Here is a 24,118-nt window from a genome sequence, read left to right as displayed (position 1 = left end):
CCCGCCGCCGTGAGCCGCGGCCTCGCCCGGCTACTTGGCGCGGTCGAAGTCGACCGCGCTGTAAGCGCGCAGCTTGCTCAGCCGGTGCTCGGAGTCGATCCGGCGCACGGTGCCCGACTTCGAGCGCATGACGATCGAGTCCGTCGTCGCCTTCGCCGAGCCGTAGCGCACGCCGCGCAGCAACTCGCCGTCGGTGATGCCGGTGGCGACGAAGAAGACGTTCTCCCCGGAGACCAGGTCGTCCGTGGTCAGCACGCGGTCCAGGTCGTGCCCCGCGTCCAGGGCGCGCTGGCGCTCCTCGTCGTCCTTGGGCCACAGCTTGCCCTGGATGGTGCCGCCCAGGCACTTCACGGCGCACGCCGAGATGATGCCCTCCGGCGTGCCGCCGACGCCGAGCAGCAGGTCGATGCCGGTGCCCTCGCGCAGCGCCAGGACCGAGCCGGCCACGTCGCCGTCGGAGATGAGCTTGATCCGGGCGCCCGTCTCGCGGATCTCCTGGATGACGCCCTCGTGTCGCGGCCGGTCCAGGATGACGACGGTGACGTCCTCGGGGGTGCCCCGCTTGGCCTTGGCCACGCGCCTGATGTTCACCGACACCGGCGCGTCGATGTCGACGAAGTCGGCCGCGTCCGGCCCGGTGACCAGCTTGTCCATGTAGAACACGGCGGACGGGTCGAACATCGCGCCGCGCTCGGCGGCGGCCAGCACCGCGATGGCGTTGGTCATGCCCTTGGCGGTCAGCGTGGTGCCGTCGATCGGGTCGACGGCGATGTCGACCTCCGGTCCGGTCCCGTCGCCCACGCGCTCCCCGTTGAAGAGCATCGGGGCCTCGTCCTTCTCCCCCTCGCCGATGACGACGACGCCGTTCATCGACACGGTGGAGACGAGGGTGCGCATGGCGCGGACCGCGGCGCCGTCGGCGCCGTTCTTGTCGCCGCGCCCGACCCAGCGGCCCGCGGCCATCGCGGCGGCCTCGGTGACCCGGACGAGTTCGAGAGCGATGTTGCGGTCGGGAGCCTCTTCGGGAACTTCCAACTCGGAGGGCAGGTGATGGTGCTCGGTCATCGGAGCGCACCTTTCTGATACGACGACGGCCGGATGAGGGTATGGCCACGACTCTATCGCCGGGCAGACAGAATGAGCAGGGGCCCCCACGGATGAGCGCCCCGGGCACCTGCGACGATAGGGGGCGTGGCAGGTTCCAGCGGCAAGCAGAAGTCCGTCAGCAGCATCGTCCTCTCCCTCGGCGTGGTCGTGCTCGTGGCGGCGGTCGTCTACCTCTTCGTCCCGCACGACGACCACGCGCCCGACGTCCAGCGGGTCGACTACCGCGTCGAACTGCTCACCGCCCGGCGCGTCGCCCCGTACCCGGTGGCCGCCCCCGAGGGCCTGCCCGGGACGTGGAAGGCGACCTCCGTCCGCTACCGGGCGGACCAGGACGACCGCTGGCATCTGGGTTTCCAGGATCCGGCCGGTCAATACGTCGCGATCGAGCAGTCCACGCAGCGCCGCAAGGACTTCGTCGACGACGCGAGCCAGGGCGGCCACGCCACGCGGTCCACCCAGCGCATCGATGGCCGCACCTGGACCCGCTACACCGGCGGCCGCTACGCCGCGCTCGTCACAGAGGGCCCCAAGGGCTCCACGACGGTCGTGGCGGGCACGGCGTCGTTCGACCAGCTCACGAAGATGGCGCAGGCGCTGAAGACGGCCTGACGCGGCGCGGGTCTCGTCGCGCAGACGGGAGACCGGTCCCGCGCGACCGTCCCCGAGCGTCGGGCGGGGCAGTCTCGTGCGTGATGCGGCCCAGCCCTGTGCATCAGGCGGGGCAGTCATGAGCGTCAGGCGGGCCGGTCCCGTGCGTCAGGCGGGGCAGTCCCGAGCACCAGGCGGGCCAGTCCCGTGCGTAATGCGGCCCAGCCCCGAACGCCAGGCGGGGTCGCCGCCGTCGGCACGCTGGGCGGCTTCGGTCCCGGCGGGGCGGCGCGGATCGCCGCTGCGCTCAGTCGTCGTCGGACGGCGACTCGTCGTCGGCCGTCTCCTCCGCCAGCGCTGCGTCCAGGCGGGCGCGGGCGCCCTCCAGCCAGCGCCGGCAGATCCTGGCCAGTTCCTCGCCGCGCTCCCACAGCGCAAGGGACTCCTCCAGGCTGGTGCCGCCCGCCTCCAGGCGCCGGACGACGTCGATCAGCTCGTCGCGCGCCTGCTCGTAGCCGAGGGTCTCCTCCGCCGCTGCCTTGCTCGTCATGCGCCCACCTTAAATGTCGACACGGACCGTGAACTCGCCCTCGGCCACCCGCGCGCGCAGCGACTCGTCCGCCGTCACCTCAGTCGCGTCCCGGATCACGTGGCCGTCGGCCCGTTGCAGCACCGCGTACCCGCGCCGCAGCGTGGCCGCCGGGGACAGGGCCACCACGCGCGCGCGGGTGTGCGCCAGCTCGGAGTCGGCCCGGTCCAGCAGATGCCGCAGGGTGCGCCGGCTGCGCTCCAGCAACGACGCCACATGGTCCGCCCGCTCGTCGATCATGCGATGCGGGTCCTCCATGCAGGGCCGCGCCAGCGCGTGGGCCAGGCCCCGCTCCTCCCGCTCCACCGCGGCCCGCACGCAGCGCCGCGCGCGGTCGCGCAGTTGCCGTACCCGCTCCAGCTCCTCGCCGACGTCCGGCACGACCTTCTTGGCGGCGTCGGTGGGGGTGGAGGCGCGCAGGTCGGCGACGTAGTCGAGCAGCGGCGTGTCCGGCTCGTGGCCGATCGCGGAGACGACCGGCGTACGGCAGGCGGCCACCACGCGGACGAGCTGCTCGTCGGAGAACGGCAGCAGGTCCTCGACGCTGCCGCCGCCGCGCGCGACGACGATCACGTCGACCTCGTCGAGCGCGTCCAGCTCCTTGACGGCCTGCACGACCTGCGGCACGGCGTGCACGCCCTGCACCGGGACGTTGCGCACCTCGAAGCGGACGGCGGGCCAGCGGCGCCGGGCGTTCTCCAGCACGTCCCGCTCGGCGGCGGAGGCGCGTCCGCAGACCAGGCCGACGAGCTGGGGCAGGAACGGCAGCGGCTTCTTGCGCTCGGGCGCGAACAGCCCCTCCGCCGCGAGCGTCTTCTTGAGCTGCTCCAGGCGCGCCAGCAGCTCCCCGACGCCCACCGGCCTGATCTCGACGGCCCTCAGCGAGAGCTGCCCGCGCGGGGCGTACCACTCCGGCCTGGCGTGCACCACGACCCGGGCGCCCTCGCCCACCATGTCGGCGAGGGCGTCGAACACCTGCCGGTGGCAGGTCACCCGCAGTGAGACGTCGTACGACGGATCGCGCAGCGTCAGGAAGACGATCCCCGCGCCCGGCCGCCGCGAGAGCTGGGTGATCTGCCCCTCCACCCACACCGCGCCGAGCCGGTCGATCCAGCCGCCGATGAGCCGCGAGACCTCCCCGACGGGCACGGGGGCTTCGGGAGACGTGGAAAGCGCCATGCCCGCGAGAGTAGCCGCCGGCGCCGACAGCGCCGATCCGCGCGGACGGCGCCGACCGCGGCGGGGCGGCGGGGGGGCCTACGACGGCGCAGACCGCGGCAGGACGGCCCGCGGCGGCGCAGACCGCGCCGGGCCGGTCGCACGGTCGCCCGGTCGCGCCGGGCCGGTCGCTCTGCCGCGGCGGCGAGATCTTCCCGCGCCCGGGGCGGCCTTACGATGGGGCCATGACCGCTACGTCTGGCCGCCGTGTCCTGCTCGCCGCCCCCCGTGGCTACTGCGCGGGGGTGGACCGCGCCGTGATCGCCGTCGAGAAAGCCCTGGAGCAGTACGGTGCTCCGGTGTACGTCCGGCATGAGATCGTCCACAACAAGTACGTGGTGCAGACCCTGGAGAAGAAGGGCGCCGTCTTCGTCGAGCGGACGGAGGAGGTGCCGCCGGGCAACATCGTGATGTTCTCGGCGCACGGCGTGGCGCCCGTCGTCCACCAGGAGGCCGAGCGGGGCCGCCTGGCCACCATCGACGCCACCTGCCCGCTGGTCACCAAGGTGCACAAGGAAGCCGTCCGCTTCGCCGGCGAGGACTACGACATCCTCCTGATCGGGCACGAGGGCCACGAGGAGGTCATCGGCACCTCCGGCGAGGCCCCCGAGCACATCCAGCTCGTCGACGGCCCCGGGGACGTCGCGAACGTCGAGGTGCGCGACGCGTCGAAGGTGGTCTGGCTGTCCCAGACCACGCTGTCGGTGGACGAGACGATGGAAACGGTCGACGCGCTGAAGGAGAAGTTCCCGCAGCTCCTCTCCCCGCCGAGCGACGACATCTGCTACGCCACGCAGAACCGCCAGCTCGCCGTCAAGCAGATGGGCGCCCAGGCGGACCTGGTCATCGTGGTGGGCTCGCGCAACTCCTCCAACTCCAAGCGGCTGGTGGAGGTCGCCAAGCTGGCCGGCGCGGCCCAGTCCTACCTGGTGGACTTCGCCGACGAGATCGACGAGGCATGGCTGGAGGGCGTCTCCACGGTCGGCGTGACCTCGGGCGCGTCGGTGCCGGAGGTGCTGGTCGAGCAGGTGCTCGAATGGCTCGCGCCGCGCGGCTTCGAGGACGTGGAGATCGTCAAGGCGGCGCAGGAGTCGATCACCTTCTCGCTGCCCAAGGAACTGCGTCGGGACCTGCGCGAGGAGGCGGCGGCCCTGGTCGCCGAGCGCGGCGGTTCGGGCGCCGCACAGGACTGATCCGCACCTGACCGTCCCCCGCCCGTCGTACGGTTGTTGCCATGCAGATCTTCGGTGTGGACATCGGCGGGTCGGGGATCAAGGGCGCCCCGGTGGACGTGGAGACGGGCGGCCTCGTCGAGGAGCGGTGCAAGGTGCTCACCCCGCACCCGGCGACGCCCGGCGGGGTGGCCGACGGCGTGGTGCAGGTCGTGGAGCACTTCGGCTGGTCGGGACCGGTCGGGCTGACCTTCCCGGGCGTGGTCACGGGCGGCGCGCTGATCCTGACGGCGGCGAACGTGGACAGGGCCTGGATCGACACGGACGCGCGCGCGTTGTTCAGCGAGCGGCTGGGCGGCCTGCCGGTGACCGTGGTCAACGACGCGGACGCGGCGGGACTCGCCGAGATGCGCTTCGGCGCGGGCCGGGGCCGCCGGGGCACCGTCATCCTCCTGACCTTCGGCACCGGCATCGGCAGCGCCGTCTTCGTCGACGGCGTCCTGGTGGCCAACACCGAGCTGGGCCATCTGGAGCTGGACGGCCACGAGGCGGAGAAGCGGGCGTCCAGCAAGGCCAAGGAAGATCACGATCTGTCCTGGGAGCAGTGGGCGCGGCGGGTGCAGAAGTACCTCGCCCACCTGGAGATGCTCTTCTCGCCCGAGCTGTTCATCCTCGGCGGCGGCGTCAGCCGCAAGGCCGAGAAGTTCCTGCCGCTCATCAAGGACCTGAGAGCGCCGGTGGTCCCGGCCGAGCTGCAGAACAACGCGGGCATCGTGGGCGCGGCGATGCGGGCGGCGGAGGGCGCGTGATGTGAGGGGGGCGCGGCGCGCGTCACCCGCCGGGCGGGCGCTGCCCGCCTCGCACCGCTGGGCGGCTGACGCGCGCCTCGCCCGCCGGGCGGCCGCTGCTCGTCTCGCACCGCCGGGCGGCTGATGCGCGCCGCACCCACCGGGCGGCCAGCGGCCGCCTCGCAGCCCGCCCCGAGCGGCTGACGGCCGCCTTCGCCCGCCGACCAGCCAGTTCCCGTGTCGCCCACCGGCAGCCCGTGCCCGTGTCACTCACCGGCCGTCAGCCTCCGTATCGCCCACCGGCCGTCGGCTTCCGTGTCGCCGGCCGGCGGCGGGCGGGCGACACATGGGGCCGGTGGGCGACCCCCGCAGGCCCGGTGGGCGACACGAGGGGCCGTTCGTCGGTCACCTGCGGCCGCGCGGCGGGGCGGGCACCCGTACGACGGGACGCGACGAGCCCGCGCCGACGGGACGGGGCGAGCCCGCGCCGCCGAGACGTGGTGAGCCCCCGCCGACGAGACGCGGCGAGCCCGCGCCCGCGACCCGTCGGGCCAGCACCGCCGCGGCCGCGACCAGCGTCCCCCCGTAGAGCCACAGCGCCTGGGTGGCGAGGACGGTGAACAGGCCCATCATCGTGGCGGGGAACCCGTCGCCCTCGGCCACGGGCAGCAGTCCCACCGCGAAACCGATGGGGACCACCATGGGCGCGGTCAGCAGGTCGCCGCGGCGCACCCACAGCGCGGTCAGCACGCACACCGGCAGGAAGAGCACGCCGTACACGACAGGGGAGTCGTCGCACAGGACCGAGACGAGGAAGCCCAGCGCGCACATCACCGCCCCGCAGAACAGTCCGGCGCCCAGGCCCGTCAGCCGGGGATTGGGCAGCCGGGGACCGGGCAGCGATCCGCGAGGCGCCGCGTCCCGGGCCGCGGCGGAGACGGGCGGCGCGGCGGCGGCCGGACGGCGCCCGCCCGGCCCTCCTTGCTGCGCCCGCTCTTGCTGCGCCCGCTCTTGCTGCGCCCGCTCTTGCTGCGGCCGCCCTTGCTGTCCTCGGGCCTGCGGTCCTCGTGCCTGCTGTCCTAGCGCCTGCTTGCCCCCCGCCCTGGCCTGCTGCGGGGGCGGGGACGACGGTCTGCCGCGCGCGCCCTGCGGGGGCAGCGGCGGCTTGCCGCGTCGCGGTCCGTGCTGCTGGGGATGCGTCCTGCGTTGCTCCACCGCACCAACCTAGGTCTGCTTATGTGCTGAATAGGCCGTCTGACACGCCGCGTGGCGCAGCTTGGCCAAGCGTTCACACTGTCGGGAGGCACGGGCGCGACACGCCGTAGACTGGTGGATCGGCCGCCTGGCCCTCAGTCTCCTCATGTACGGGAAGTCGCAACGTGTCGCTCACGATCGGAATCGTCGGTCTGCCGAACGTCGGCAAGTCGACCCTGTTCAACGCCCTGACCAAGAACGACGTGCTCGCGGCCAACTACCCGTTCGCCACGATCGAGCCGAACGTCGGGGTCGTGGGCGTCCCGGACGGTCGCCTCGCCCAGCTCGCCTCGATCTTCAAGTCGGAGCGGATCCTCCCGGCCACGGTCGACTTCGTCGACATCGCCGGCATCGTGCGCGGCGCCAGCGAGGGCGAGGGCCTGGGCAACAAGTTCCTGGCGAACATCCGCGAGTCGGACGCCATCTGCCAGGTCATCCGGGCCTTCAAGGACGAGAACGTCGTGCACGTGGACGGGAAGATCTCGCCCAAGGACGACATCGAGACGATCAACACCGAGCTGATCCTCGCCGACCTCCAGACCGTCGAGAAGGTCCTGCCCCGCCTCCAGAAGGAGTCGCGGATCAAGAAGGACGTCCAGCCCAAGGTCAAGGCGGTCGAGGAGGCCAAGGAGATCCTGGAGAAGGGCGACACGCTCTTCGCGCACGGCATCGTCCAGGGCAGCGAGCGCGCCGAGCTGCTGCACGACCTGCACCTGCTCACCGCCAAGCCGTTCCTGTACGTCTTCAACGTCGACGAGGACGAGCTGACGGACGAGGACTTCAAGAACGAGCAGCGCGCCCTGGTCGCCCCCGCGGAGGCGATCTTCCTGAACGCCAAGCTGGAGGCGGACCTCGCCGAGCTGGACGAGGAGGAGGCGCTGGAGCTGCTCCAGTCCGTCGGCCAGGAGGAGCCGGGCCTGGCCACGCTGGCCCACGTCGGCTTCGACACCCTGGGCCTCCAGACCTACCTGACGGCCGGCCCCAAGGAGTCCCGCGCCTGGACGATCAAGAAGGGCGCGACGGCCCCCGAGGCGGCGGGCGTCATCCACACGGACTTCCAAAAGGGCTTCATCAAGGCCGAGGTCATCTCCTTCACCGACCTCCTCACCACAGGCTCAGTCCCCGAGGCCCGCGCCAAGGGCAAGGCCCGCATGGAGGGCAAGGACTATGTGATGCAGGACGGGGATGTGGTGGAGTTCCGGTTCAACGTCTAGTGGGTCTCGCGGTAGGCCGCCTGACCTGCGGCAAAGCGGGTTGGGCGGTCATGCAGTCCGCACAGGGTCCGCGAGAGAGAGCTGGCGAGGCATCGAAGGCTGGACGGAGGCGTAGCAGGGGATAGAGGCGGATCGGTGTTTGTATCCACTGGGCGCGCGTGTCGGTGATCGCTACCTGACATCATCCAGGGACTCATGTCACACGACTTCGGTGTACCGAACCTTCACTCTCTGCACCGTGTCACCGATGGGGAATCCAGAGTCCTGGGTCAACAGGTAATCGCAGCCCAGTCGGACGGCAGCGGCTAAGTGAAGGGCGTCGGCGGCGCCCATACCGCTTTGCTTCTGCACCTTGCCGTATTAGTCAGCCGCGAGCGCCTCGGCATCCTGTACGAGGAATCGGTCTACATCGGACCACACGACCGCCGCGGCCCTGAAGCGTTTCCGCACCTGATCCTGCACACGGGCATCCTTACGCCCCGGTGAAGCTCCGCAACGAAGGCTTCGGCAGGCCCGTCACCGATCACCTCTGGCACTGCCCCGTCCGCACCGCTCCCGGCGACCGGCACCTGTCCGACGCCGAATGGGGCGAGGTCGCTCGCAGGATCGTCCACGCCGCCGGCATCGCCCCTGACGGCGATCCACTGGCCTGCCGCTGGATCGCGGTGCGGCACGCGGACGACCACATCCACATCCTGGCCACCACCGTCCGCGAAGACGGCCGCCGCCCCAAACTCCACAACTGCGGCATGCGCGCCCAGGCCGAAGCCCGCGTGATCGAGAAGGAACTCGGCCTCCACCAGATCGCTCCGGGCGACCGGACCGGGGACCGCCGCCCCGCCCAGGCCGAGATGCACAAGGCTGACCGCCTCGGCTGGGAACAGACCAGCCGCGCATGGCTCCAGGAGCGCATCCGGGCCGCGATCCCGCACGCCGCCAGCGTCGAGGAACTTCTCGCCTACCTTGAGGCCGATGGCGTCGAGGTCAAGGTCCGCCGCTACCCTTCCGGCGACTTCCTGGGCTACAGCGTCGGCCGCCCTGGAGACGTGAAGGCCAACGGCGAGCAGGTGTATATCTCCGGCAGCAAGATCGCCCCCGACCTGTCCCTGCCTAAACTCCAAGCCCGCCTCGACGTCGGGCAGCCCGAGGAGTACCCGACGGCACGCCGCAATCGGCCAAGCACCAGATGGCAGCGCGCCACCGACGCCCTCGACATCCTCCACGACCACCTCGCCGACGTTGGGAGCGGGGACAGCCGGAGTACGGGGGAGGAGGCCGAGGCGCAGATCACCGCCCTCGGAGAACTCATCGACGCCACAGCCCAGGCCGGACCGGCCGAGCTGCGGGACCAGCCGCGCGCCGCCAGCCGGGAGTTCGCCCGCGCCCAGCGCTCTCGCATCCGCGCCGACCACCACACCGCCGCAGGACTGCGCCAGGCGGCACGCGACATCGTGCACGCCGGCGACGGCCCCGACGGCAGCGCGTTCGCCGTCCTGCTCACCGCCCTGGTCTGGTCGGCGATCCTCGCGTCACGCTGGCACCAGGCCCAAGGCCACCAGCAACAAGCCGAAGCCGCCCGAACCACCGCAACCCATCTGCAGGCCGCCTACGACCAGACAGCCGCCGAGGAGTTCGCCGCGCTCGCCCATCGCCAACCCACCCTGGAGGTCACCCACACCCTTGCCGGCGCGGTCCGCTCCGCCGTCCCCGACCACGCCGACCGCATCCTCACCGACCCCAACTGGCCCGCCCTGGCCACTGTCCTGGCCGACGCCCAAGCCGGCGGCCACCACCCCCGCACCCTCCTCACCGAAGCGGCCGCACGCCGCGAACTCGACTCAGCCCGAATGCCCGCCAAAGTCCTCCTCGGCCGCATCCAACACAGCAGCCGCAACCCCGCCCCCAACCCCCGAGCTGAGGCCGCCCGCCTGCGCTCCCCAGCCGTAGGAAGCCTGCCCCGACCCCTCTACCCCCAGCCAGCCGCACCAGCCACGAGCCCGGCAACCGAGCCCCGGCAGCACCACAGGCGCTGAAGCAGCTCCAACGCCTGACCGATCAGGCTGGCGACCTTGCCACTCACCTCAGCGTCGGCGAAGCAACCTCCGCAACCAGGCAAATGAGCGGCGGTTGATCTTCATGCCTGCGCGGCTCGCTCGGCGAGGAGAAGCGCGAGTGGCCCCGCGGGGAGGAGGAAGCGGCCTTCCGCGGCAGCGTCGAGGGCTTCGTCCATGGGCCACCAGGCGAGTTTGAAGTCGAGCTCGGTGGGGGTGAGTTGCTGGGAGCCGCAGGTGAGATCGCGGGCTTCGTAGAGGTGGATGCGGGCGGTCGAAGCTAGGGTGAGCGCGTAGGAGCCGAGGGGGCGCCACGTCGTGGCGGTGATGCCGGCTTCCTCGCGCAGCTCCCGGCGTGCACATCCCTCGTCCGTTTCCCCGGGTTCTTTGCGGCCGCCGGGGAGGAAGAGGTAGTCGCCTCCGTGGTCGGGGAAGTGGGCGCTGAGGAGGGCTACGAGGCCGTTGGTGTCGCGGGCGACGATGACGGAGGCGTCGCGGGTGGGGCCTTGGCCGGGGTGTGCGTGGCTCATATCCGGCGAGGTTAGCGGGGGTTCAGCGGAGCATCGCGGCGTAGGGGACGTTCATGACGACGGGGTGGGCGATGCCGCGGCCGTGGTAGTCGTCTTCGCCGAAGGCGTCGCCGTGGTCGGCGCACAGGATGATCAGCCACTGGTGCTTGGCGGTGAGGGTGGTGATCAGGCGGTTGAGGTGGGAGTCGGCGTAGGCGAGGGCGGCTTGCTGGGAGGCGAGGGTGTCGCGGCTGTCGCCGAGGTAGTGGCCGTGGGGGACGTGGGTGGCTGAGATGTTGACGAACAGGTACACCGGCCGGCCCTCGTAGCCTTCGGCGATTTCCAGGGCGTGGTCGACCTGGTGGCGGGTGGAGTCGGGTTCGGGTGAGCAGAACTCTGGCCGCCAGTGGTCCTCGTCGAACAGGTCGGGCAGGACCGAACCGAGTGGTGTCTCGCGGGAGAAGTACGTGACGCCGCCGACGCAGATGCTGCGGTAGCCGTGCTGGGCAAGACCGGCCAGCAGGTTGGGTGCGTCGAAGACGAAAGTCTGCGGCGGGACGGTCTTGAACACGGGCGAACGGCACTCCCACAACCGGGGCGGCTGCTCGGGCTGCGGCAGTTTGGGAAGGAAGCCAGAGAAGAAGGCGATGTGGGCGGGGAGGGTGAAGGTGCCCGGCGTCTGGCGTCGTTCCCAACCCCCCTTGGGGAGCAGTGAGGCGACGTGCGGGGTCAGCCCGTTGTCGTAGGCGGTGCGGGCGGTGTCGTAGCGCAGGGAGTCCAGCGTGACGAACAGGATGCTGGTCTCGGTGCGGATGATCTCGGCTGCGTCGATCACTGCGCGGTCTCCAGGGCTGTGGGGGAAAAATGCTCGATGGTTCCTCGGGCACTGTCACTGACCGGGATCGGTACGCGGTCCTCGGCGATCATCCGGCGGATGAGGGCGAGCCCGGTGTCTTCCTGGATCAGCCGGCCATCCGCGCCGTAGAGACGGATGCGGACGATGTCCCCGCCGTCCGTACCGGGTGCCGTGGTCAGGTACGCGCCGGCGAGTGGCTGCTGGAGTCGGGCGAAGGCAAGGAAGGCTTCCTCGGTGATCCCGCTGATGGCCGTGACCTTGCAGGCGTGGTGGCGGGCGTTGACCGCGCCGTTGCACAGGCGTCGGAAGAACTCAGCCGTGACCGGCTGGCCGTCGCTGCTTACAGCCAGCCGCGCCGCGGAGGTGAGGGCGACGAAGCAGGCGCCGAGCCACCAGGCGACGCCCTCGTGGATCTCGCCGGGAAAGCGGCCGACCGCGCCGCCGTCGCGGATGACGGCTTCGGTGTCGATGGGGTTAAGCACCCTGGGCCTCCAGGTGGGCGGTGATCCAGTCGGCCAGGTCAGCCGGGGACTTGCCGTCGGTGTCGAGGGCGATGGCCGTGGGGTCGGCTGCTTGGACTGCCTGGAAGTTGGCAAGCAGGCGGGTCAGCCGGCCGGGTACCGCGAACAGGTCGAGGTCGTCCTGCTTGGTGTCGCTCTTGACCGCGAGACGTTCCCGCAGGACGGCTTTGGAACAGCCCAGGTAGAAGGTATGGGTGGGAGTCTCCAGGTAGGGGCGGAAGGGTTCGAGGAGGTGGGCGACCTCCTCGACGGCGACCTCATGGACGGCGGCGTGACACGCGACCACGGAAGAGGCGTAGCGGTCGGCGACGACAGGCCCGACCGTCCGGGCAACGCGCACCGCATCGGCGGCGTGCAGGAGCCCGGACAGGTAGAAGGCGAACTGGGGCAGGGCGCGGAGCCGCTGGTTCACGAGGGGGGACCAGTCGGTGTGGGGAGCGGGAAGAGTATGCAGCGGGTTCGCGCGCAGGCGCTTCGTCAGGGCCTGCGTGAGCGTGGACTTCCCTATGCCGGAGATACCTTCGAGGACGATGAACGGATACGGCGGCTCATCGAAGTACACCGGCCGGTACGGAGCTGGCAGGCTCACAGGGTTCCCTCCGTGAAGGCCGCCACGTGGCCAGCTACCGCCTGGGCGAGCCGGGCCGGGTCGGCGATCAGGCCGTTCACGTCGAGCCGCAGGTCGTCGCGGAGCAGGCATGGCTGCACGCCGCCGCCGTGGTCGACCCGCAGGGCCCATAAGCCCTCGACGCACTGTGAGCGCACAGGGCAGGTGCCGCACTGGCCGACGTGGTGGCGGCCGAGGTCGCGGTGGATGACGTCGATCTCCACGCCGTCGACGCGGAAGACCCTGCGGCCCTGGCCGACGCCGGCGACCTCGGTGTGCTCGTCGCTGGTGAGGGTCCGCAGGTGCGCGATGATGTCGTCGGCCGGCATCGCCGAAGCGGCGCGGCCCTCGTTGAAGTCGGTGCCCACGAGCTCGATGAACTGCACGGGTAGTCGTCGCTCCAGCGCGTAGTCCAGGATCTGCCGGACCTCGTGGGCGTTCTCCCGCTGGAGGAGCGTATTCAATTCGACCCGTTCGAAGATGTCCCGGGCCACCTCGATGCCGTCCAGGACCGTGTCGATCCCGAGGCGGGTTCCGGCGATGGCCCGCAGCGAGGCGTCGGAGAAGTAGTGCAGGGAGACCTTCACCTTGTCCAGGTGCGTTCTGGCCAGCCACGAGCGGTGGGTGCGGATCCGCGTCCCGTTCGTGATCAGCGTGTACGAGGAGTCCGGGCCGGGCTCGGTCAGCCCTTCCAGGACCGGCCGCGCCATCGATGAGGCCAGCGGTTCGCCGCCAGTGAAGTACACGCGCTTCAGCCCGGCGTTCATGAGGGAACCGAGCAGGGCGAGGTAGGCGGTGGCGTCAAGCTGCCGGGAGCGCGGCTGCTGGGACCGGTCCTGCCGGGTCAGGGGCGGCGGTACGTCGCCTTCGTTGTGGCAGAACCAGCAGGCGATGTTGCAGCGCGGGGAGAACGAGACGCGGAGCTGGCCGCGCAGCGCGGCGAAGTTGTGCAGGGCCGTCCAGTCGACGCTGGGGGCGGATAACGGGACATGGGTTGCGGGCATGAAGCGCTCCTCGCTGGGGATGGGATGCCGTCGGTGTTCGAGGGCGGGGCTCAGCGGCGGCGGTGCCGGCCTTGAGGCGGGCGTGGGTGTGCCGGGTCGGCGACTGTTCCGACGTCCGCGTAGCCGGTCAGTTCCTGGCGGCCGAGATCAGTCGAGAGCTGGGTGTCGATGATCTGGTCGGCAAGGGACCGTGCACATGTTTCGCAGGCGAACAGGTCCGCGGTGATGCCGTGGGCCGTGCCAGGGCCGATTCACACGACTCGGGCGGCGTCCCGGCCGCACCACAGCCAGCACCTGCTCGTGGTCCAGCCATTGCCGTCGTCCTGCTCGGCGGACGGCGGAAGGCGGGCAATGCGCCAGCCAGAGAACTGACCGGACCAAGGGCTGAGGGCGGTACTCATGCGCTCACCGCCGCCCCTGCGCGGAAGCTCTCTGCCGTGACCCGATGCCGCAATAACCACGGCCGCGCCCGGGATGAAGCCCGCTGACCGCGATCAGGAGCTCCTGGCGCCTCTCGTTCTGCGCTGTCGTCCGTCGTGACCTTCGCCCACACGGCCTTGCCGACCGAGGGATGCGGGTACGCGTAGCCCCACGCCGCCGAGAGCTCATCGACCAGATGGAGGCCACGACCACTCTCCCCGTCCTCGGAAGCTTCCTTGAGGACGGGAGGCCGGCGGTCCTGGTCGTAGACGCAGATCAAGAGGTGGCCAGGCATGCGCTGTAAGGCGAGGCCGCACGCGCGTACTGGCTGCCCGGCACCCGGGCTCGCCGAAACCGGCAGCGGGCCTGCGTGGCGCACAGCGTTTGTGACCAACTCGGAGACGATCAGCAGCGCGTCGTCGGCGGCGGCCGGCGGAATCTGCCACGTCGTGAAGACGTCCCGGGCGTGAAACCGTGCCCAGCGCGCGGCAGACGGCTTCGAGGCCAGGTCCAGCCTGCTGTGGAAAGGGGATGACTCGATGACCATCGTCACGCCTCCTCGTGTTCGGAGAATCGGCCTCGCTCGCGCATCGGTGGAATCTCGTCCCCAACGGCGAGTTACCAGACTGGCGCGCACGGTGATGTACGTGGAACGTGGTTCTGCTGAGGAGACCCTGAAGTTTCACCGCAGTTCGAGCTGCTTCGGCCGTCCATGAGCCGACTGGACAGGGGGACGGATGCCATGCTGATCGCATGGCAGAACTCAACGGACGTCCCGTCACCCTGGACGAACTCCAGACCCTCGCCCTGACGAACTACGGCTCGTTCACCAGCCTGCGAGTGGACGACGGCCGCGTGCGGGGCCTGGCCATGCACCTGGAGAGGCTGGTCCGGGACAGCCGGATCCTTTTTGGCGTCGACCTGGACGCCGAGCATGTACGCGAACTCACCCGGAAGGTGGCGCCGCCGGAAGGCTCGACCACGATCCGTGTCACCGTTTTCGACCCGTCAACGGATCTCGGGCACCCCGACCGCGCCACCGCCCCCCATATCCTCGTCACTCAACGCTCTGCCGGCGCCTTGCCGCTGCCGCCCCTTTCCGTCCAGTCGACGGTCTACGAGCGCGACCTGCCCGAGGTGAAGAGCGTCGGCCTCTTCGGCACCCTCCACCACCGCAGGATTGCCCAACTCAACGGATACGACGACGCCCTCTTTGTCGACGCCGAGGGCGCCATCAGTGAAGGCGGCACCTGGAACATCGGCTTCTTCGACGGTGACCACGTGATCTGGCCGGACGCGCCCGCACTGCCCGGCGTGACCATGCTCCTTCTCCAGAACGTCCACGAGTACCGCACCGCCCGAATCACGCTCGCGGACGTCGGCCGGGTGCAGGCCGCCTTCGCCACCAACGCGGCCATCGGTGTCCGCGCCATCGCCCGTATCGACGACGTTCAGCTTCTCGCGGACCACCCGATCCACGACATCCTCCGCAAGCGATACATGGACGTGCCCGGTGAGCCGATCTGAAGCAAAGGCCCGCGAGCAGCCTCGTCGCCAGGATTGAACAGCAGGACAGCCGGAGGGGACACGTGGCCACGGTAGATCGCTGGACGGGGCGGGAAGCCAAAGCTTTACGAACGGCCAAACGCATGAGCCTCGAAGCCTTCGCCGCCCACCTCGGAATCAGCGAACGCACCCTGTCCACCTGGGAAAGCCGCGGAGAGCACATCACCATCCGCGCCGTCAACCAGGCCGCCCTGGACACATCGCTGCGCGTCTCCGGCCCCGACGTCCACGAACGCTTCATCCGCCTGACAGACGCCTTCGAGACCGTCCTGCCCGACCACAGCGACACAGCCGTCTACGAATCGCCGGTGCAACGCCACGAGCGCCACCCCCACGACGGCAAGCAGATGGCCCTCATCGACGCCGGCGTCCACCTCGGCGGCCCCGACAACAAGCCCATCTGGCTCCCGGCCTTCTACATCGACACCTTCCCGGTCACCAACTCCGACTACGCCCGCTTCGTCGCCGCCACCGGCCACCAGCCCCCGCAGCACTGGCCGAAGGGCAAATGCCCCGACACCCTCTTCGACCACCCCGTCACGTACGTCACCTGGCACGACGCCACCTCGTACGCCTCCTGGACCGGCAAAGAACTCCCCACCGCCCAGCAATGGGAAAAAGCCGCCCGCGGAGTCCGCGGCGACACCTACCCTTGGGGCAACCAGCCCACCCCCGCCAAATGCAACTCCCGCGAAAGCGGCATCGGTACCACCACCCCCGTCAGTCGCTACCACAGCGGCGTCAGCCCTTACGGCGTCTACGACCTGTGCGGCAACACCTGGGAATGGACCAGCACCCGTACTGCCCAGAGCCGCTACGAACTCAAGGCCGGCGCCTTCACCAGCCCCTTCGCCCGCGCCATCCCCTCCTCCTTAAACGATGCCGCGTCCACCATGCTCGACGACGACACGGGCTTCCGATGCTGCACGCCCGAGAGCTCTCTTGGAGACATTCTGCGTGCTGGCGGCATGTGAGTCTGCAGCGGACAACTGAGGGTGCCGGTCCCGCCAGCGACGCGTGACCGGCACCCTCAGCTCATCGGTGATTGATCCAGTAGGTGAATCCGGTGATGATGAGGCCGCCGAGGGCGGTGGCGGCGCCTCGGATTATCTGGCGCCCCGTGTCCTTGGCCAGCGCGGTGAGCTTGCGAGAGGCGGACCGGCTGGCGCCCTTGGACACAGCGGTCTGCTGCTGCTCGGGTTCCCGGGGCTGCTTCTTGGACGTAGGTTCGTTATTGGTGCTGATCGGGTCATCCTCCTAGGTTCGGTTCGGTCGGTTCCCTCAAATGGGCGGCTCCCTGCTGGAACAGGGGGCCGTCGCCTTTTTCCGGGCAACGGCCGGCGCCGCTGGGCGTGTTCGTCGGCATACAGAGTTAGGTAGTGGCTCCGTGTGACGTCTCCACGGCCGGGCAATTGGTGACGTTGAGGTGTCTCGGTACCAGTCTGATAGCGCAGCGGGAGTGGTTGGCCACTCAGGTTTGTGCTGGTCAGTGTGGGATTATCGGTTGCCATCGTGGGTCATTGCGGGTTTCTGGTGCGTCAAGCGTTGTCGTCAGTAGACTTTCGTGGCCATGACGAACGGGGGAGGTGCGATGGCACAGGTTCTGAAGATGCCGGATGAGTCGGAGCTGCCGGCGAGCCCGCAGCGCAAGTTCGTGGAGGAGCTGTTCTTCTACTACCGGGAGGCGGGGCGCCCGGCGTTGCGGCTCATCACCGAGGACATCGAGGCGCGGTTCGACACGTTCACCGCGAGCCGGGAGACCATTCGCAGGATGTTGCGGGGCAAGACCGTCCCTGTCAGCTGGCAGGTAGTGGATGCCACGCTGACGGTGCTGTGCGCGCGGGCTGAGATTGACCCGGACTCAGAGCGCTGGGAAGGCGGGTACGGCGAGGGGCCCTCGCACCGCAAGAGCCTTCGTGATCTGTGGAATGAGGCCCTGGATGCCCCCGGGCCGGTACCTGCTTCCCGGCGCTCGGGATGGGGAGGGACGGATCCGTGGGCGACTCCAGTGCGCACGTCGTACCGGGACGAGCCGCCGTTCTGACTGCCCGCATGCATTGGGCGTGCCCACTCATCAGGAGAAGTCCAGCGGCATCGGCGTCGCCGGGACGGGCTGGCCGCTGTCCGAGAGGCCGGCGGCGGCGCTTTCTCGGTCGGTCTTGTTTACGTTCAGGTGGTACGGCGGCCGGAACGCGTACAGGGTGCGTATGCCCCAGCCGGTTGCTGTCTCGCCAGTGATGTACGGCTCGCTGCCAACCTGATCCAGGAGTTCGGCCTTGGACAGTTCCTCGATACCCCGGCGCATTGTGGCCGCCGACAGGCCGTACCAGTCGGCGAAGGTTTGGGTCCGAGGAAGCGCGAACCGGGCCTTGCGCTGGCTCATGCCGATCAGCATCACGACCTTCGCGGGCATCTCCAGGCGGTTGTGGAGACCGTCGTACCAGTAGGCGAAGGGCAGCTTGAAGTAGACGTCCTTGCGCGAGCCCGTCTCGCTTCCAGAGGGGAGCGTGTACGGATTCCCGAGGCCGTCCTCAAGCAGCTTGGTGATCCGCGTCCTGCGGCCGTCAGTGCTGCGTTTGATGAGCCCGGCCTTTTCCAGCTTTGCCCACTGGCGGGAGACCGCGGCGCTGGCCGAGCCGGTGGTGTCGAAGCTAATGCCAGCCGCACGGCCCCACGTTTCTGACCTTTCGGTAATCGCGAAGTCGCCGCCAGCCGTGACGGCGTAGGTGATGAGCAGCAGGTCAAGAGCACGGGGGCTGCGCATCAGCTTCCGCAGCGGTCCCGGCTTCGTTACCAGGCCGCGCACAGCCTCCGTGTCCTGTACGAAGGCGCGGCGGATTGGCACGGCCTCGCTGTAACGCTGGGAGCGCTTCAGCAGCCACTCGATTGTCTCCTGCTGGGTCATGCGAAGACCCTCCGCCTCCCTGGGGGCGGAGAAAGTTCGGTTCATGGCACCCATGGTGCTGCCCAACGGCCTTGCGCGCCAACGTGGTTGTCCTACGGGAAGCAGGGGCCCTGTGCCCGACCAGGCCGTGGCCTATAAACACCTATGACATCTATGACGCCTATATAGGAGGTTGTCAATGCGACGTCATCCCAGATGAGTGGCATATCTATGGTGTGGATCTATCACGTTTGAGAAAACGATCATTCTGACTTCAGGCGCTTACTGTTGCTCACTTACTCCACGTGCCCTTGTGCTCTTGGGAGAGCAGGGCTGATGCTCGCCCGCATCGGCGGTGTCCCGGCAAGGGCCGCTGGGTAAACGATGCGGCGTCCACGCGCAGCGCGGTCTCGTTCAGTCAGATTCGGCGCGAGCCGGGGCTTCAGTGCCAGTCCGCAGACAGTCCGCAGGACACCCGTAAACTCCCGTCGGAGGCCAACGCACGCCAACGTCGGAATGCCTGGTCAGAGCCGTGATCGGTGCTCCGCCGCAGGTCAGGTCCGGCTCGGATACGTTCCGCTTTAACGTCTGAGCGGATGAAACAACACCACGTCGCTGATGTGGCAAACAAGCAGATCAGAAGGGGCCGGGCTCGCGAGAGCCCGGCCCCTTCGTCCATACCGTGCTGGTTCGGTGCTGGATTTTCTGACGACTAGTCACTTCTGCTGGGCCCTGAGAATGGAACCGCTGTGACGACCTGATCGGTTGCGTCAGCCCCTGCCTTCCGGCGCCGCCAGCGGCGGACGGCCCAGATGCCTGCCGCTGCCAAGCCGCCAGCGATCAGGGATGCAGGTAGCTGAGTGAGCAGGCCCTCGATTAGAAGCCGTTGCAGAGCCATGTCGCGTCCTCTCGCTCGATGTTGACGCATCAAGCGTGGCCCGCCGCGCGCGCAGTTTTGACAGTTCTGGACAGCGTTGGACAACATCAGACGTCACTGGACGGGATCAGACACATGTCACGCGCAGTGGTCGAGGTTCGCCTCGCTCACGCTACTCAGCCGATAAACTCTTCGAGGAGACCATGGGCGCTCCATGCGGCTTCCCTGGGCGCCAGAAGGAATCTAGGGCGCTGCCTGTATTTCTTGTACATCGATGCCGGCACGCCAACGTTCGCCGAAGCAATCGCTGCCATGGGCCTTGCGCCGAACGCGCGCGAGACGCTGCGCAAGAACTTCATGCAGCCTGAAAATTTCTCTCTCAGCATGCTGCACAAGTTTGTTAGAGCACTGTCGGAGATGGCGCCCTATCAGGATCCCGAGCACATGGTTCCTGTCATCACGGCGCTTTGGAACAGCGCTCAGTGGGAACGGAGTAGTGAGACGGAATAGCGCCCGCAGGTAAGTGTAGAAGGCTAAAGGTTCCTCTGCTGGACCTGTGCTGGATGCTCAGACGCTGGATCAGTCGGGATCAGGTGTCGTAAACGGTGGAGCGATGCCCGATGTGGACGACCCACACCACGAGCTCTCCCTTGTCGATCGTGTAGACGACCCGGTAGTCGCCGACCCGCAGTCGACGGCGTTCTGGCTGTGACACGAGCGCGGTGGTGTTAAAGCCGAGGGGGTCGCTCTCCAGTTCGGTCAGTTTGGTCAGAATGCGTAGGGCCATGTCGCGAGGGATCTTCCGGAGCTCGGCCTGTGCCTCTGGCCGGAAAAAGGTTCGGTATTCACTCACCGCGCGCCAGCGTCTCCCTCATGATGTCCTCGATCGGGATGCCGGGTGCCGGGTTGGCCATGCGTTCGTCGATGATCCGGTTGATCTCGCGCTCTTCCCATTCCTGGTACTTGCGCAGCACCTCGATGGAGACCACGGCGGCAATCTGCTTGCCCCGTCGGGTGATCACGGTGGGCATGTCATCTCGATCGGCGCGCTCCACGACCTCGGCTAGGTGCGCACGCACGTCGCGGATGGACTCTATGGGCAGTGGCTGCGTCATGCGCTCAAGTGTACTGAGTGTGCCATGTGTACACAATCTGCTCCGGGTGGAGCGGGTTGTGCCGTGCTGGATGAGCTGGGTGACTCGTCACCGTGCTGGATAGATGCTGGACAGCCACTTCCAGTACTGCGTTTACGCAGGTGGGAGCCTTGTACTACAGATTCCGGTTCAACCTGTAGTCGTTTCGCTACTCTATGTTGGATAGCTCGCCAAACGTGCAGGTCAGAAGGGGTCGGACTCTGACGAGTCCGACCCCTTCTGCATTCCCCTGCTGACTTGGTGCTGACTTTTCAGCCGCTCCGGGGCGGTGTGAGCTTGTCGAGGTCCAGGCTGACCTGGAAGGGCACCGGGCGTTGGAGGGTGCCCCGGAAAATCCCCGCGGGCGCGTAGGCGCCGGTGGGTTCGTCGAGCTCGTAGACATGGACGACGGGTGCCCCGTCCCCGTCCTCGATGCACCAGTAGTGCGGGATGCCGGCCTCTGCGTACTTGCGGAGTTTCACTGTGCGATCGCGATGGGCGGACTCCGGGGAGACGACCTCGATGACGAGCTGGACGTCCTCCGGTGCGAACCAGGTACGGTCGCCGTCGAAATCGGCCGTCGTCACCAGCAGGTCCGGTTCGGGACGGTTCCGCGAGTCGAGCTTGATGGTCATTTCGCGGCCGACTCTGGTGTCGGCGGGCACCTGCTCCATGAGTGCGACAGTGAGCATGGTCACGAGGTGGCCGTGCCACCACCTCTGGGGCGACATCATGAAGACGAGGGCTCCATCGATCAGCTCGGTGTGGCGGGGTGCCTCGGGGAGGCGGTCGAGGTCCTCCGCGAACCAGCCTTCCGCGCGCGGCGGGCGCATCCAGTCGGGCAGTGCGGTCATGGCTTCACGGTAGCGGCTCGCATCTGAGGCTGGAGAGCCGACCATCCCCCGGCCGGAAGTCTTTCGGCGACTTGCCGCACCACAACCGTCCCTGGGTCATCGTTGCTCGTGCTGGTGATCGAGAACATCGGTCAAACCCTGGTCCGCAACGTACGCATCTCGGTGAGCCCTCCGATACAGACCACTCTGGGGGCGGAGCGGGCCGAGACTCTCCATCGGGTTGTTGGTCGCCCCATCGCCGCCCTGCCTCCGACGCGCCGCATTCCCTTCGTCATGGACGTAGGCCATCAACTGTTCCCCTCGGAGCTGCCCAAGGTCTACGAGTTCCGTGTGGAGTCGGACGGCCCCTTCGGTCGCGTGGAGCCGCTCACCTACACGGTGGATCTCGAAGCTCTCAGGGACAGTGCCCTTGAGACCGATTCGGCGGAGTGGAGCGCGCACCGGATCGCCGAGCAGCTCAAGAGAAGTGCGGATGCGCAGGAGGGGCAGTCGCGCTCCGTCGAAGCGCTGAGCCGCCGGATTCACAGGGCACTGGAACGTCAGAACTCGGAATGCGGGGCGGACGTCGGGGCCCTCAGCTCGGTGGAGTCCGCCGTCCAGCCGATCCCCGTGGAGCCGCTGGGTGATGGCGACGCTCTCGCGTGATGGATGACGTGACCCCGTGCTGATTCTGTGCTGACTCGGACCCCTCAGAACTATGTTTCCGCAGGTGGGAGCCCTGTGCTGCGCGTTCCGCTTCAGCGTGTAGCCGTTGACGCATCACCACGTCGCTGACCTGGTGCAATAAGACACCAAGGCACAAGGGTGACCCTCGACGCCGAACTCGTCCAGCACGGCGTCGTGAGCCATTGCTGAAGTTGGACCCTTGATGTCGCTGGGGAGCACTTCTGAGCTGCGGTTTCGGTGGAGTGCGTCGCGTGTTGTATGGCTGTTACGGGCGACTTCTCGCCACTGAGATGACGCCCGTAACGCTCACTTGAAGCTCGTTCTGACGGGGCGGCCCGCCCCTGGTCCGGATCTCAGAGCAGTGTGTTGTAGATGTTCCAGTTCGTGCCCGCCTTGACGCGGGTCGCGAAGGGGGCGGCCGGGTTGCCGGTGCCTTCGTACAGCCACAGCGCGCCGTCGTGGTCGACGGCGAGCAGGTCGCACCGGCCGTCGTTGTTCATGTCGTATGTGCTGACCAGGGAGGCGTACGCGTTCCAGCCGGCGCCGACGCGGGTGCGGGCGGCGAAGGGGGCGGCCGGGTCGCCGGTGCCCTTGTAGAGCCACAGCACGCCGTCGTGGTCGCGGGCCAGGAGGTCGGGGCGGCCGTCGCCCGTCAGGTCCGTGGATCCGACGAGCGTGTCGTACGTGTTCCAGCCGGCGCCGATGCGGGTGCGGGCGGCGAAGGGGGCGGCCGGGTCGCCGGTGCCCCTGTAGAGCCACAGCACGCCGTCTCGATCGCGAGCCAGCAGGTCGGGGCGGCCGTCGCCGGTGAGGTCGCCCGCGCCGGTGAGAGCGTCGTAGACCTGCCAGCCCGCGCCGATGCGGGTGCGTGGGGCGAAGGGGGCCTGTATGTGGCCGGTGCCGCGGTAGTGCCAGAGCACGCCGGAGCCGTCGCGGGCGACGAGATCACCGGTGCCGTTCGCCTTCAGAGCGGACAGCTTGGTCACGGCGTTGTAGATCTGCCAGCCGCCGCCGACCTTGACGCGCGAAGGGTAGTGGGCGCCGGCTCCGTAGGCGTCGGCCTGGTACTGCCACAGCACGCCGGAGCCGTCGCGTCCGTAGAACGCCGCTCGGGCGAAGGACGGCACGACGTCGGCGGTGAACTTCAGACCCTCCCGCCAGCCCGCGTACTGCCTGTCCTGCCCGTCGCGCACCTCGAAGGTCCCGTTCAAGGTACCGGCGGGCAGCCCCCAGGCTGCTTTGAAGTGGAGATTCTGATCCTTCACGTCGTCGCTCTTCCAGCCGCCGAGGGTCGGCAGGTCGATGCTCAGCGAGCCGTCGTCGCCTGAAGTCCATGCGAGAGGGGCGAAGTGCCCGGCGTCATCGGAGTAGTCCACCGTGACCGCGTCGGTGAGTTGGCCGGGGGTGTAGCCGGCGGAAGCGATCTGCTGGGCGGTGAAGACGATGCGCGTACGAGTCGTCGTCGGCGGCGTCAGCATCCGCATTTGGATGTACAGCCGTTGGTCCACGGAATTGCCGGCGCCGGTGGCGACCTCGACCGGGCCGCTGTGCTGGTCATGGCCCTGGGGCGTCAGCCAGTAGGTGCTGAAATAGGGCTGCCAGACCTGAAGTTGGCCGTTAGTTGCGAGAGCCGAGTGCGTGATGACGGCGCCGGTGGCGCCGTCGATCAGGTAGGCCCGCAGGGTGATGTTGGCGACGGCGGGATAGCCGGCGCTGACGTGAAGACGGATCACTCCGTCGGCGAGCGCTGTGCCGGCGATGCCGTTGTGATCGCTGTCCTCGGCGCCGATGAGCGCGTACTTGCCGTTCTGCCGGTCTTGGACGAGGGGGAGCGTGTTCCCGGCGTCGTCGGTGACATGCAGGTTGTCCGAGGCATTGTCGGACACTTGGAGGCGTATGTAGCTGTCGGTGACCGGTGGCGAGGTGACGGTGACGTCCATGTCCCCCGCAGGTCCCCACAGCTCGATTCCCCGGTCCATGTGCACCGCGACGGCGGGAGCTTCGGGGTCCGCCGTCGCGCTTTGCATCGGTGTGAGACCGATGCTCGCACCCAAGGCGGTGATGGCGATGGCGGTGCGGTGACGGCATGCTCTGCGCACGCGGCGTTCCTCTCGGAGATGTCTAGGCGGACGAGTAAGCGACTGGACGCGGCCGCAGCGTAAGGCTGAAGGGTTCGCTGGGGTCCGGGGTCTACGAATGGAGAGGTAGTCAGTTCGGTGGTGGCTCTTCCTTTCGAAGGG

At 68.8% G+C, this 24,118-nt stretch carries 26 protein-coding genes; 10 read left to right on the top strand and 16 right to left on the bottom strand.

Annotation, left to right across the window (positions count from 1 at the left end; translation table 11 throughout):
* Positions 1–30: 30 nt before the first annotated feature.
* A complete protein-coding gene (gene glpX / locus ABZ861_RS01615) occupies positions 31–1,065 on the bottom strand; it encodes a class II fructose-bisphosphatase (RefSeq protein WP_361621840.1) in 1,035 nt (344 codons plus the stop codon).
* A 126-nt stretch (positions 1,066–1,191) separates the two neighbouring features.
* Between glpX and ABZ861_RS01610 the strand changes: the two genes are divergently transcribed.
* The gene (locus ABZ861_RS01610) at positions 1,192–1,716 is read left to right on the top strand and encodes a DUF4245 domain-containing protein (protein ID WP_361621837.1); all 525 of its coding nucleotides are present in this window, start codon (positions 1,192–1,194) and stop codon (positions 1,714–1,716) included.
* Positions 1,717–2,002: 286 nt separating this feature from the next.
* Here the strand turns inward: ABZ861_RS01610 and ABZ861_RS01605 are convergent, their stop codons facing one another.
* Complete coding sequence (locus tag ABZ861_RS01605) at positions 2,003–2,245, bottom strand: exodeoxyribonuclease VII small subunit (protein ID WP_361621834.1); 243 nt, start codon at positions 2,243–2,245, stop codon at positions 2,003–2,005.
* A 9-nt stretch (positions 2,246–2,254) separates the two neighbouring features.
* A complete protein-coding gene (gene xseA / locus ABZ861_RS01600) occupies positions 2,255–3,463 on the bottom strand; it encodes an exodeoxyribonuclease VII large subunit (protein WP_361621831.1) in 1,209 nt (402 codons plus the stop codon).
* A gap of 224 nt (positions 3,464–3,687) precedes the next feature.
* Between xseA and ABZ861_RS01595 the strand changes: the two genes are divergently transcribed.
* Both ABZ861_RS01595 and ppgK read left to right on the top strand, forming a co-directional pair.
* Positions 3,688–4,695, top strand: coding sequence for a 4-hydroxy-3-methylbut-2-enyl diphosphate reductase (locus ABZ861_RS01595; RefSeq protein WP_361621828.1), 1,008 nt, complete (start codon positions 3,688–3,690; stop codon positions 4,693–4,695).
* 41 nt (positions 4,696–4,736) lie between these two features.
* Positions 4,737–5,483, top strand: coding sequence for a polyphosphate--glucose phosphotransferase (gene ppgK, locus ABZ861_RS01590; RefSeq protein WP_361621825.1), 747 nt, complete (start codon positions 4,737–4,739; stop codon positions 5,481–5,483).
* 384 nt (positions 5,484–5,867) lie between these two features.
* Here ppgK and ABZ861_RS01585 read toward each other — a convergent pair whose 3' ends face one another.
* Positions 5,868–6,362 carry a DUF6542 domain-containing protein gene (locus ABZ861_RS01585; protein ID WP_361622440.1) on the bottom strand — a complete coding sequence of 165 codons (495 nt, stop codon included), beginning with the start codon at positions 6,360–6,362 and terminating at the stop codon, positions 5,868–5,870.
* Positions 6,363–6,841: 479 nt separating this feature from the next.
* Between ABZ861_RS01585 and ychF the strand changes: the two genes are divergently transcribed.
* Entirely contained in the window at positions 6,842–7,930 is a 1,089-nt protein-coding gene (gene ychF, locus ABZ861_RS01580; RefSeq protein WP_361621822.1) for a redox-regulated ATPase YchF, read from the top strand.
* A gap of 482 nt (positions 7,931–8,412) precedes the next feature.
* Positions 8,413–9,963: a mobilization protein gene (locus ABZ861_RS01575; RefSeq protein WP_361621819.1), complete on the top strand. Its 1,551-nt coding sequence runs from the start codon at positions 8,413–8,415 to the stop codon at positions 9,961–9,963.
* A gap of 101 nt (positions 9,964–10,064) precedes the next feature.
* Here ABZ861_RS01575 and ABZ861_RS01570 read toward each other — a convergent pair whose 3' ends face one another.
* The 6 genes from ABZ861_RS01570 to ABZ861_RS01545 form a co-directional block, all read right to left on the bottom strand.
* Positions 10,065–10,511 carry an NUDIX domain-containing protein gene (locus ABZ861_RS01570; RefSeq protein ID WP_361621816.1) on the bottom strand — a complete coding sequence of 149 codons (447 nt, stop codon included), beginning with the start codon at positions 10,509–10,511 and terminating at the stop codon, positions 10,065–10,067.
* A gap of 22 nt (positions 10,512–10,533) precedes the next feature.
* A complete protein-coding gene (locus tag ABZ861_RS01565) occupies positions 10,534–11,325 on the bottom strand; it encodes an STM4013/SEN3800 family hydrolase (RefSeq protein ID WP_361621813.1) in 792 nt (263 codons plus the stop codon).
* Positions 11,322–11,828, bottom strand: coding sequence for a hypothetical protein (locus ABZ861_RS01560; RefSeq protein WP_361621810.1), 507 nt, complete (start codon positions 11,826–11,828; stop codon positions 11,322–11,324). Before ABZ861_RS01560 ends, ABZ861_RS01565 begins: the two co-directional genes overlap by 4 nt.
* Positions 11,821–12,456: a thymidylate kinase gene (locus tag ABZ861_RS01555; protein ID WP_361621807.1), complete on the bottom strand. Its 636-nt coding sequence runs from the start codon at positions 12,454–12,456 to the stop codon at positions 11,821–11,823. The genes ABZ861_RS01560 and ABZ861_RS01555 overlap by 8 nt, the downstream gene beginning before the upstream one ends.
* Complete coding sequence (locus ABZ861_RS01550; protein ID WP_361621804.1) at positions 12,453–13,478, bottom strand: radical SAM protein; 1,026 nt, start codon at positions 13,476–13,478, stop codon at positions 12,453–12,455. The genes ABZ861_RS01555 and ABZ861_RS01550 overlap by 4 nt, the downstream gene beginning before the upstream one ends.
* 397 nt (positions 13,479–13,875) lie before the next feature.
* Positions 13,876–14,445 carry an ATP-binding protein gene (locus ABZ861_RS01545; RefSeq protein ID WP_361622438.1) on the bottom strand — a complete coding sequence of 190 codons (570 nt, stop codon included), beginning with the start codon at positions 14,443–14,445 and terminating at the stop codon, positions 13,876–13,878.
* Positions 14,446–14,651: 206 nt separating this feature from the next.
* On the opposite strand from ABZ861_RS01545, the gene ABZ861_RS01540 reads away from it, so the two are divergent.
* Positions 14,652–15,425: an aminotransferase class IV family protein gene (locus ABZ861_RS01540; protein WP_361621801.1), complete on the top strand. Its 774-nt coding sequence runs from the start codon at positions 14,652–14,654 to the stop codon at positions 15,423–15,425.
* Between the two features lie 122 nt (positions 15,426–15,547).
* Complete coding sequence (locus tag ABZ861_RS01535) at positions 15,548–16,438, top strand: formylglycine-generating enzyme family protein (RefSeq protein WP_361621798.1); 891 nt, start codon at positions 15,548–15,550, stop codon at positions 16,436–16,438.
* A 61-nt stretch (positions 16,439–16,499) separates the two neighbouring features.
* Here the strand turns inward: ABZ861_RS01535 and ABZ861_RS01530 are convergent, their stop codons facing one another.
* A complete protein-coding gene (locus ABZ861_RS01530; protein ID WP_361621795.1) occupies positions 16,500–16,643 on the bottom strand; it encodes a hypothetical protein in 144 nt (47 codons plus the stop codon).
* Between the two features lie 412 nt (positions 16,644–17,055).
* Between ABZ861_RS01530 and ABZ861_RS01525 the strand changes: the two genes are divergently transcribed.
* Positions 17,056–17,508 (top strand): hypothetical protein, encoded by a 453-nt coding sequence (locus ABZ861_RS01525; protein WP_361621792.1) that lies wholly within the window; start codon positions 17,056–17,058, stop codon positions 17,506–17,508.
* 30 nt (positions 17,509–17,538) lie between these two features.
* On the opposite strand, the gene ABZ861_RS01520 is transcribed toward ABZ861_RS01525, so the two are convergent.
* Entirely contained in the window at positions 17,539–18,369 is an 831-nt protein-coding gene (locus ABZ861_RS01520; RefSeq protein ID WP_361621789.1) for a hypothetical protein, read from the bottom strand.
* Between the two features lie 1,120 nt (positions 18,370–19,489).
* On the opposite strand from ABZ861_RS01520, the gene ABZ861_RS01515 reads away from it, so the two are divergent.
* Positions 19,490–19,735, top strand: a complete 246-nt coding sequence (locus tag ABZ861_RS01515) for a hypothetical protein (protein WP_361621787.1) — start codon at positions 19,490–19,492, stop codon at positions 19,733–19,735.
* Between the two features lie 79 nt (positions 19,736–19,814).
* Here the strand turns inward: ABZ861_RS01515 and ABZ861_RS01510 are convergent, their stop codons facing one another.
* From ABZ861_RS01510 to ABZ861_RS01500, 3 genes are all read right to left on the bottom strand, one after another.
* On the bottom strand, positions 19,815–20,078 hold the full coding sequence (locus tag ABZ861_RS01510) for a type II toxin-antitoxin system RelE/ParE family toxin (protein WP_361621784.1): 264 nt from the start codon (positions 20,076–20,078) through the stop codon (positions 19,815–19,817).
* On the bottom strand, positions 20,071–20,340 hold the full coding sequence (locus ABZ861_RS01505) for a type II toxin-antitoxin system Phd/YefM family antitoxin (RefSeq protein WP_015578585.1): 270 nt from the start codon (positions 20,338–20,340) through the stop codon (positions 20,071–20,073). The genes ABZ861_RS01510 and ABZ861_RS01505 overlap by 8 nt, the downstream gene beginning before the upstream one ends.
* Positions 20,341–20,630: 290 nt before the next feature.
* Complete coding sequence (locus ABZ861_RS01500) at positions 20,631–21,212, bottom strand: Uma2 family endonuclease (RefSeq protein WP_361621781.1); 582 nt, start codon at positions 21,210–21,212, stop codon at positions 20,631–20,633.
* A gap of 108 nt (positions 21,213–21,320) precedes the next feature.
* On the opposite strand from ABZ861_RS01500, the gene ABZ861_RS01495 reads away from it, so the two are divergent.
* Positions 21,321–21,857 (top strand): hypothetical protein, encoded by a 537-nt coding sequence (locus ABZ861_RS01495; protein WP_361621778.1) that lies wholly within the window; start codon positions 21,321–21,323, stop codon positions 21,855–21,857.
* A gap of 374 nt (positions 21,858–22,231) precedes the next feature.
* Here ABZ861_RS01495 and ABZ861_RS01490 read toward each other — a convergent pair whose 3' ends face one another.
* Complete coding sequence (locus tag ABZ861_RS01490) at positions 22,232–23,905, bottom strand: VCBS repeat-containing protein (RefSeq protein WP_361621775.1); 1,674 nt, start codon at positions 23,903–23,905, stop codon at positions 22,232–22,234.
* Between the last annotated feature and the right edge of the window lie 213 nt (positions 23,906–24,118).

The organism is Streptomyces sp. NPDC046985, from assembly GCF_040644415.1.
Taxonomy (GTDB): domain Bacteria; phylum Actinomycetota; class Actinomycetes; order Streptomycetales; family Streptomycetaceae; genus Streptomyces.
The sequence above is the reverse complement of the archived record's forward strand: the minus strand, read 5'-3'. Positions and strand labels throughout refer to the sequence as shown.

Excerpts from the sequence above, each read along its gene's own strand:
- glpX (WP_361621840.1), bottom strand. The coding sequence starts at position 1,065 with ATGACCGAGCACCATCACCTGCCCTCCGAGTTGGAAGTTCCCGAAGAG.
- ABZ861_RS01605 (WP_361621834.1), bottom strand. The coding sequence starts at position 2,245 with ATGACGAGCAAGGCAGCGGCGGAGGAGACCCTCGGCTACGAGCAGGCG.
- xseA (WP_361621831.1), bottom strand. The coding sequence starts at position 3,463 with ATGGCGCTTTCCACGTCTCCCGAAGCCCCCGTGCCCGTCGGGGAGGTC.
- ABZ861_RS01595 (WP_361621828.1), top strand. The coding sequence starts at position 3,688 with ATGACCGCTACGTCTGGCCGCCGTGTCCTGCTCGCCGCCCCCCGTGGC.
- ppgK (WP_361621825.1), top strand. The coding sequence starts at position 4,737 with ATGCAGATCTTCGGTGTGGACATCGGCGGGTCGGGGATCAAGGGCGCC.
- ABZ861_RS01570 (WP_361621816.1), bottom strand. The coding sequence starts at position 10,511 with ATGAGCCACGCACACCCCGGCCAAGGCCCCACCCGCGACGCCTCCGTC.
- ABZ861_RS01550 (WP_361621804.1), bottom strand. The coding sequence starts at position 13,478 with ATGCCCGCAACCCATGTCCCGTTATCCGCCCCCAGCGTCGACTGGACG.
- ABZ861_RS01545 (WP_361622438.1), bottom strand. The coding sequence starts at position 14,445 with ATGGTCATCGAGTCATCCCCTTTCCACAGCAGGCTGGACCTGGCCTCG.
- ABZ861_RS01540 (WP_361621801.1), top strand. The coding sequence starts at position 14,652 with ATGGCAGAACTCAACGGACGTCCCGTCACCCTGGACGAACTCCAGACC.
- ABZ861_RS01535 (WP_361621798.1), top strand. The coding sequence starts at position 15,548 with ATGAGCCTCGAAGCCTTCGCCGCCCACCTCGGAATCAGCGAACGCACC.
- ABZ861_RS01525 (WP_361621792.1), top strand. The coding sequence starts at position 17,056 with ATGGCACAGGTTCTGAAGATGCCGGATGAGTCGGAGCTGCCGGCGAGC.
- ABZ861_RS01520 (WP_361621789.1), bottom strand. The coding sequence starts at position 18,369 with ATGACCCAGCAGGAGACAATCGAGTGGCTGCTGAAGCGCTCCCAGCGT.
- ABZ861_RS01505 (WP_015578585.1), bottom strand. The coding sequence starts at position 20,340 with ATGACGCAGCCACTGCCCATAGAGTCCATCCGCGACGTGCGTGCGCAC.
- ABZ861_RS01500 (WP_361621781.1), bottom strand. The coding sequence starts at position 21,212 with ATGACCGCACTGCCCGACTGGATGCGCCCGCCGCGCGCGGAAGGCTGG.
- ABZ861_RS01490 (WP_361621775.1), bottom strand. The coding sequence starts at position 23,905 with ATGCAAAGCGCGACGGCGGACCCCGAAGCTCCCGCCGTCGCGGTGCAC.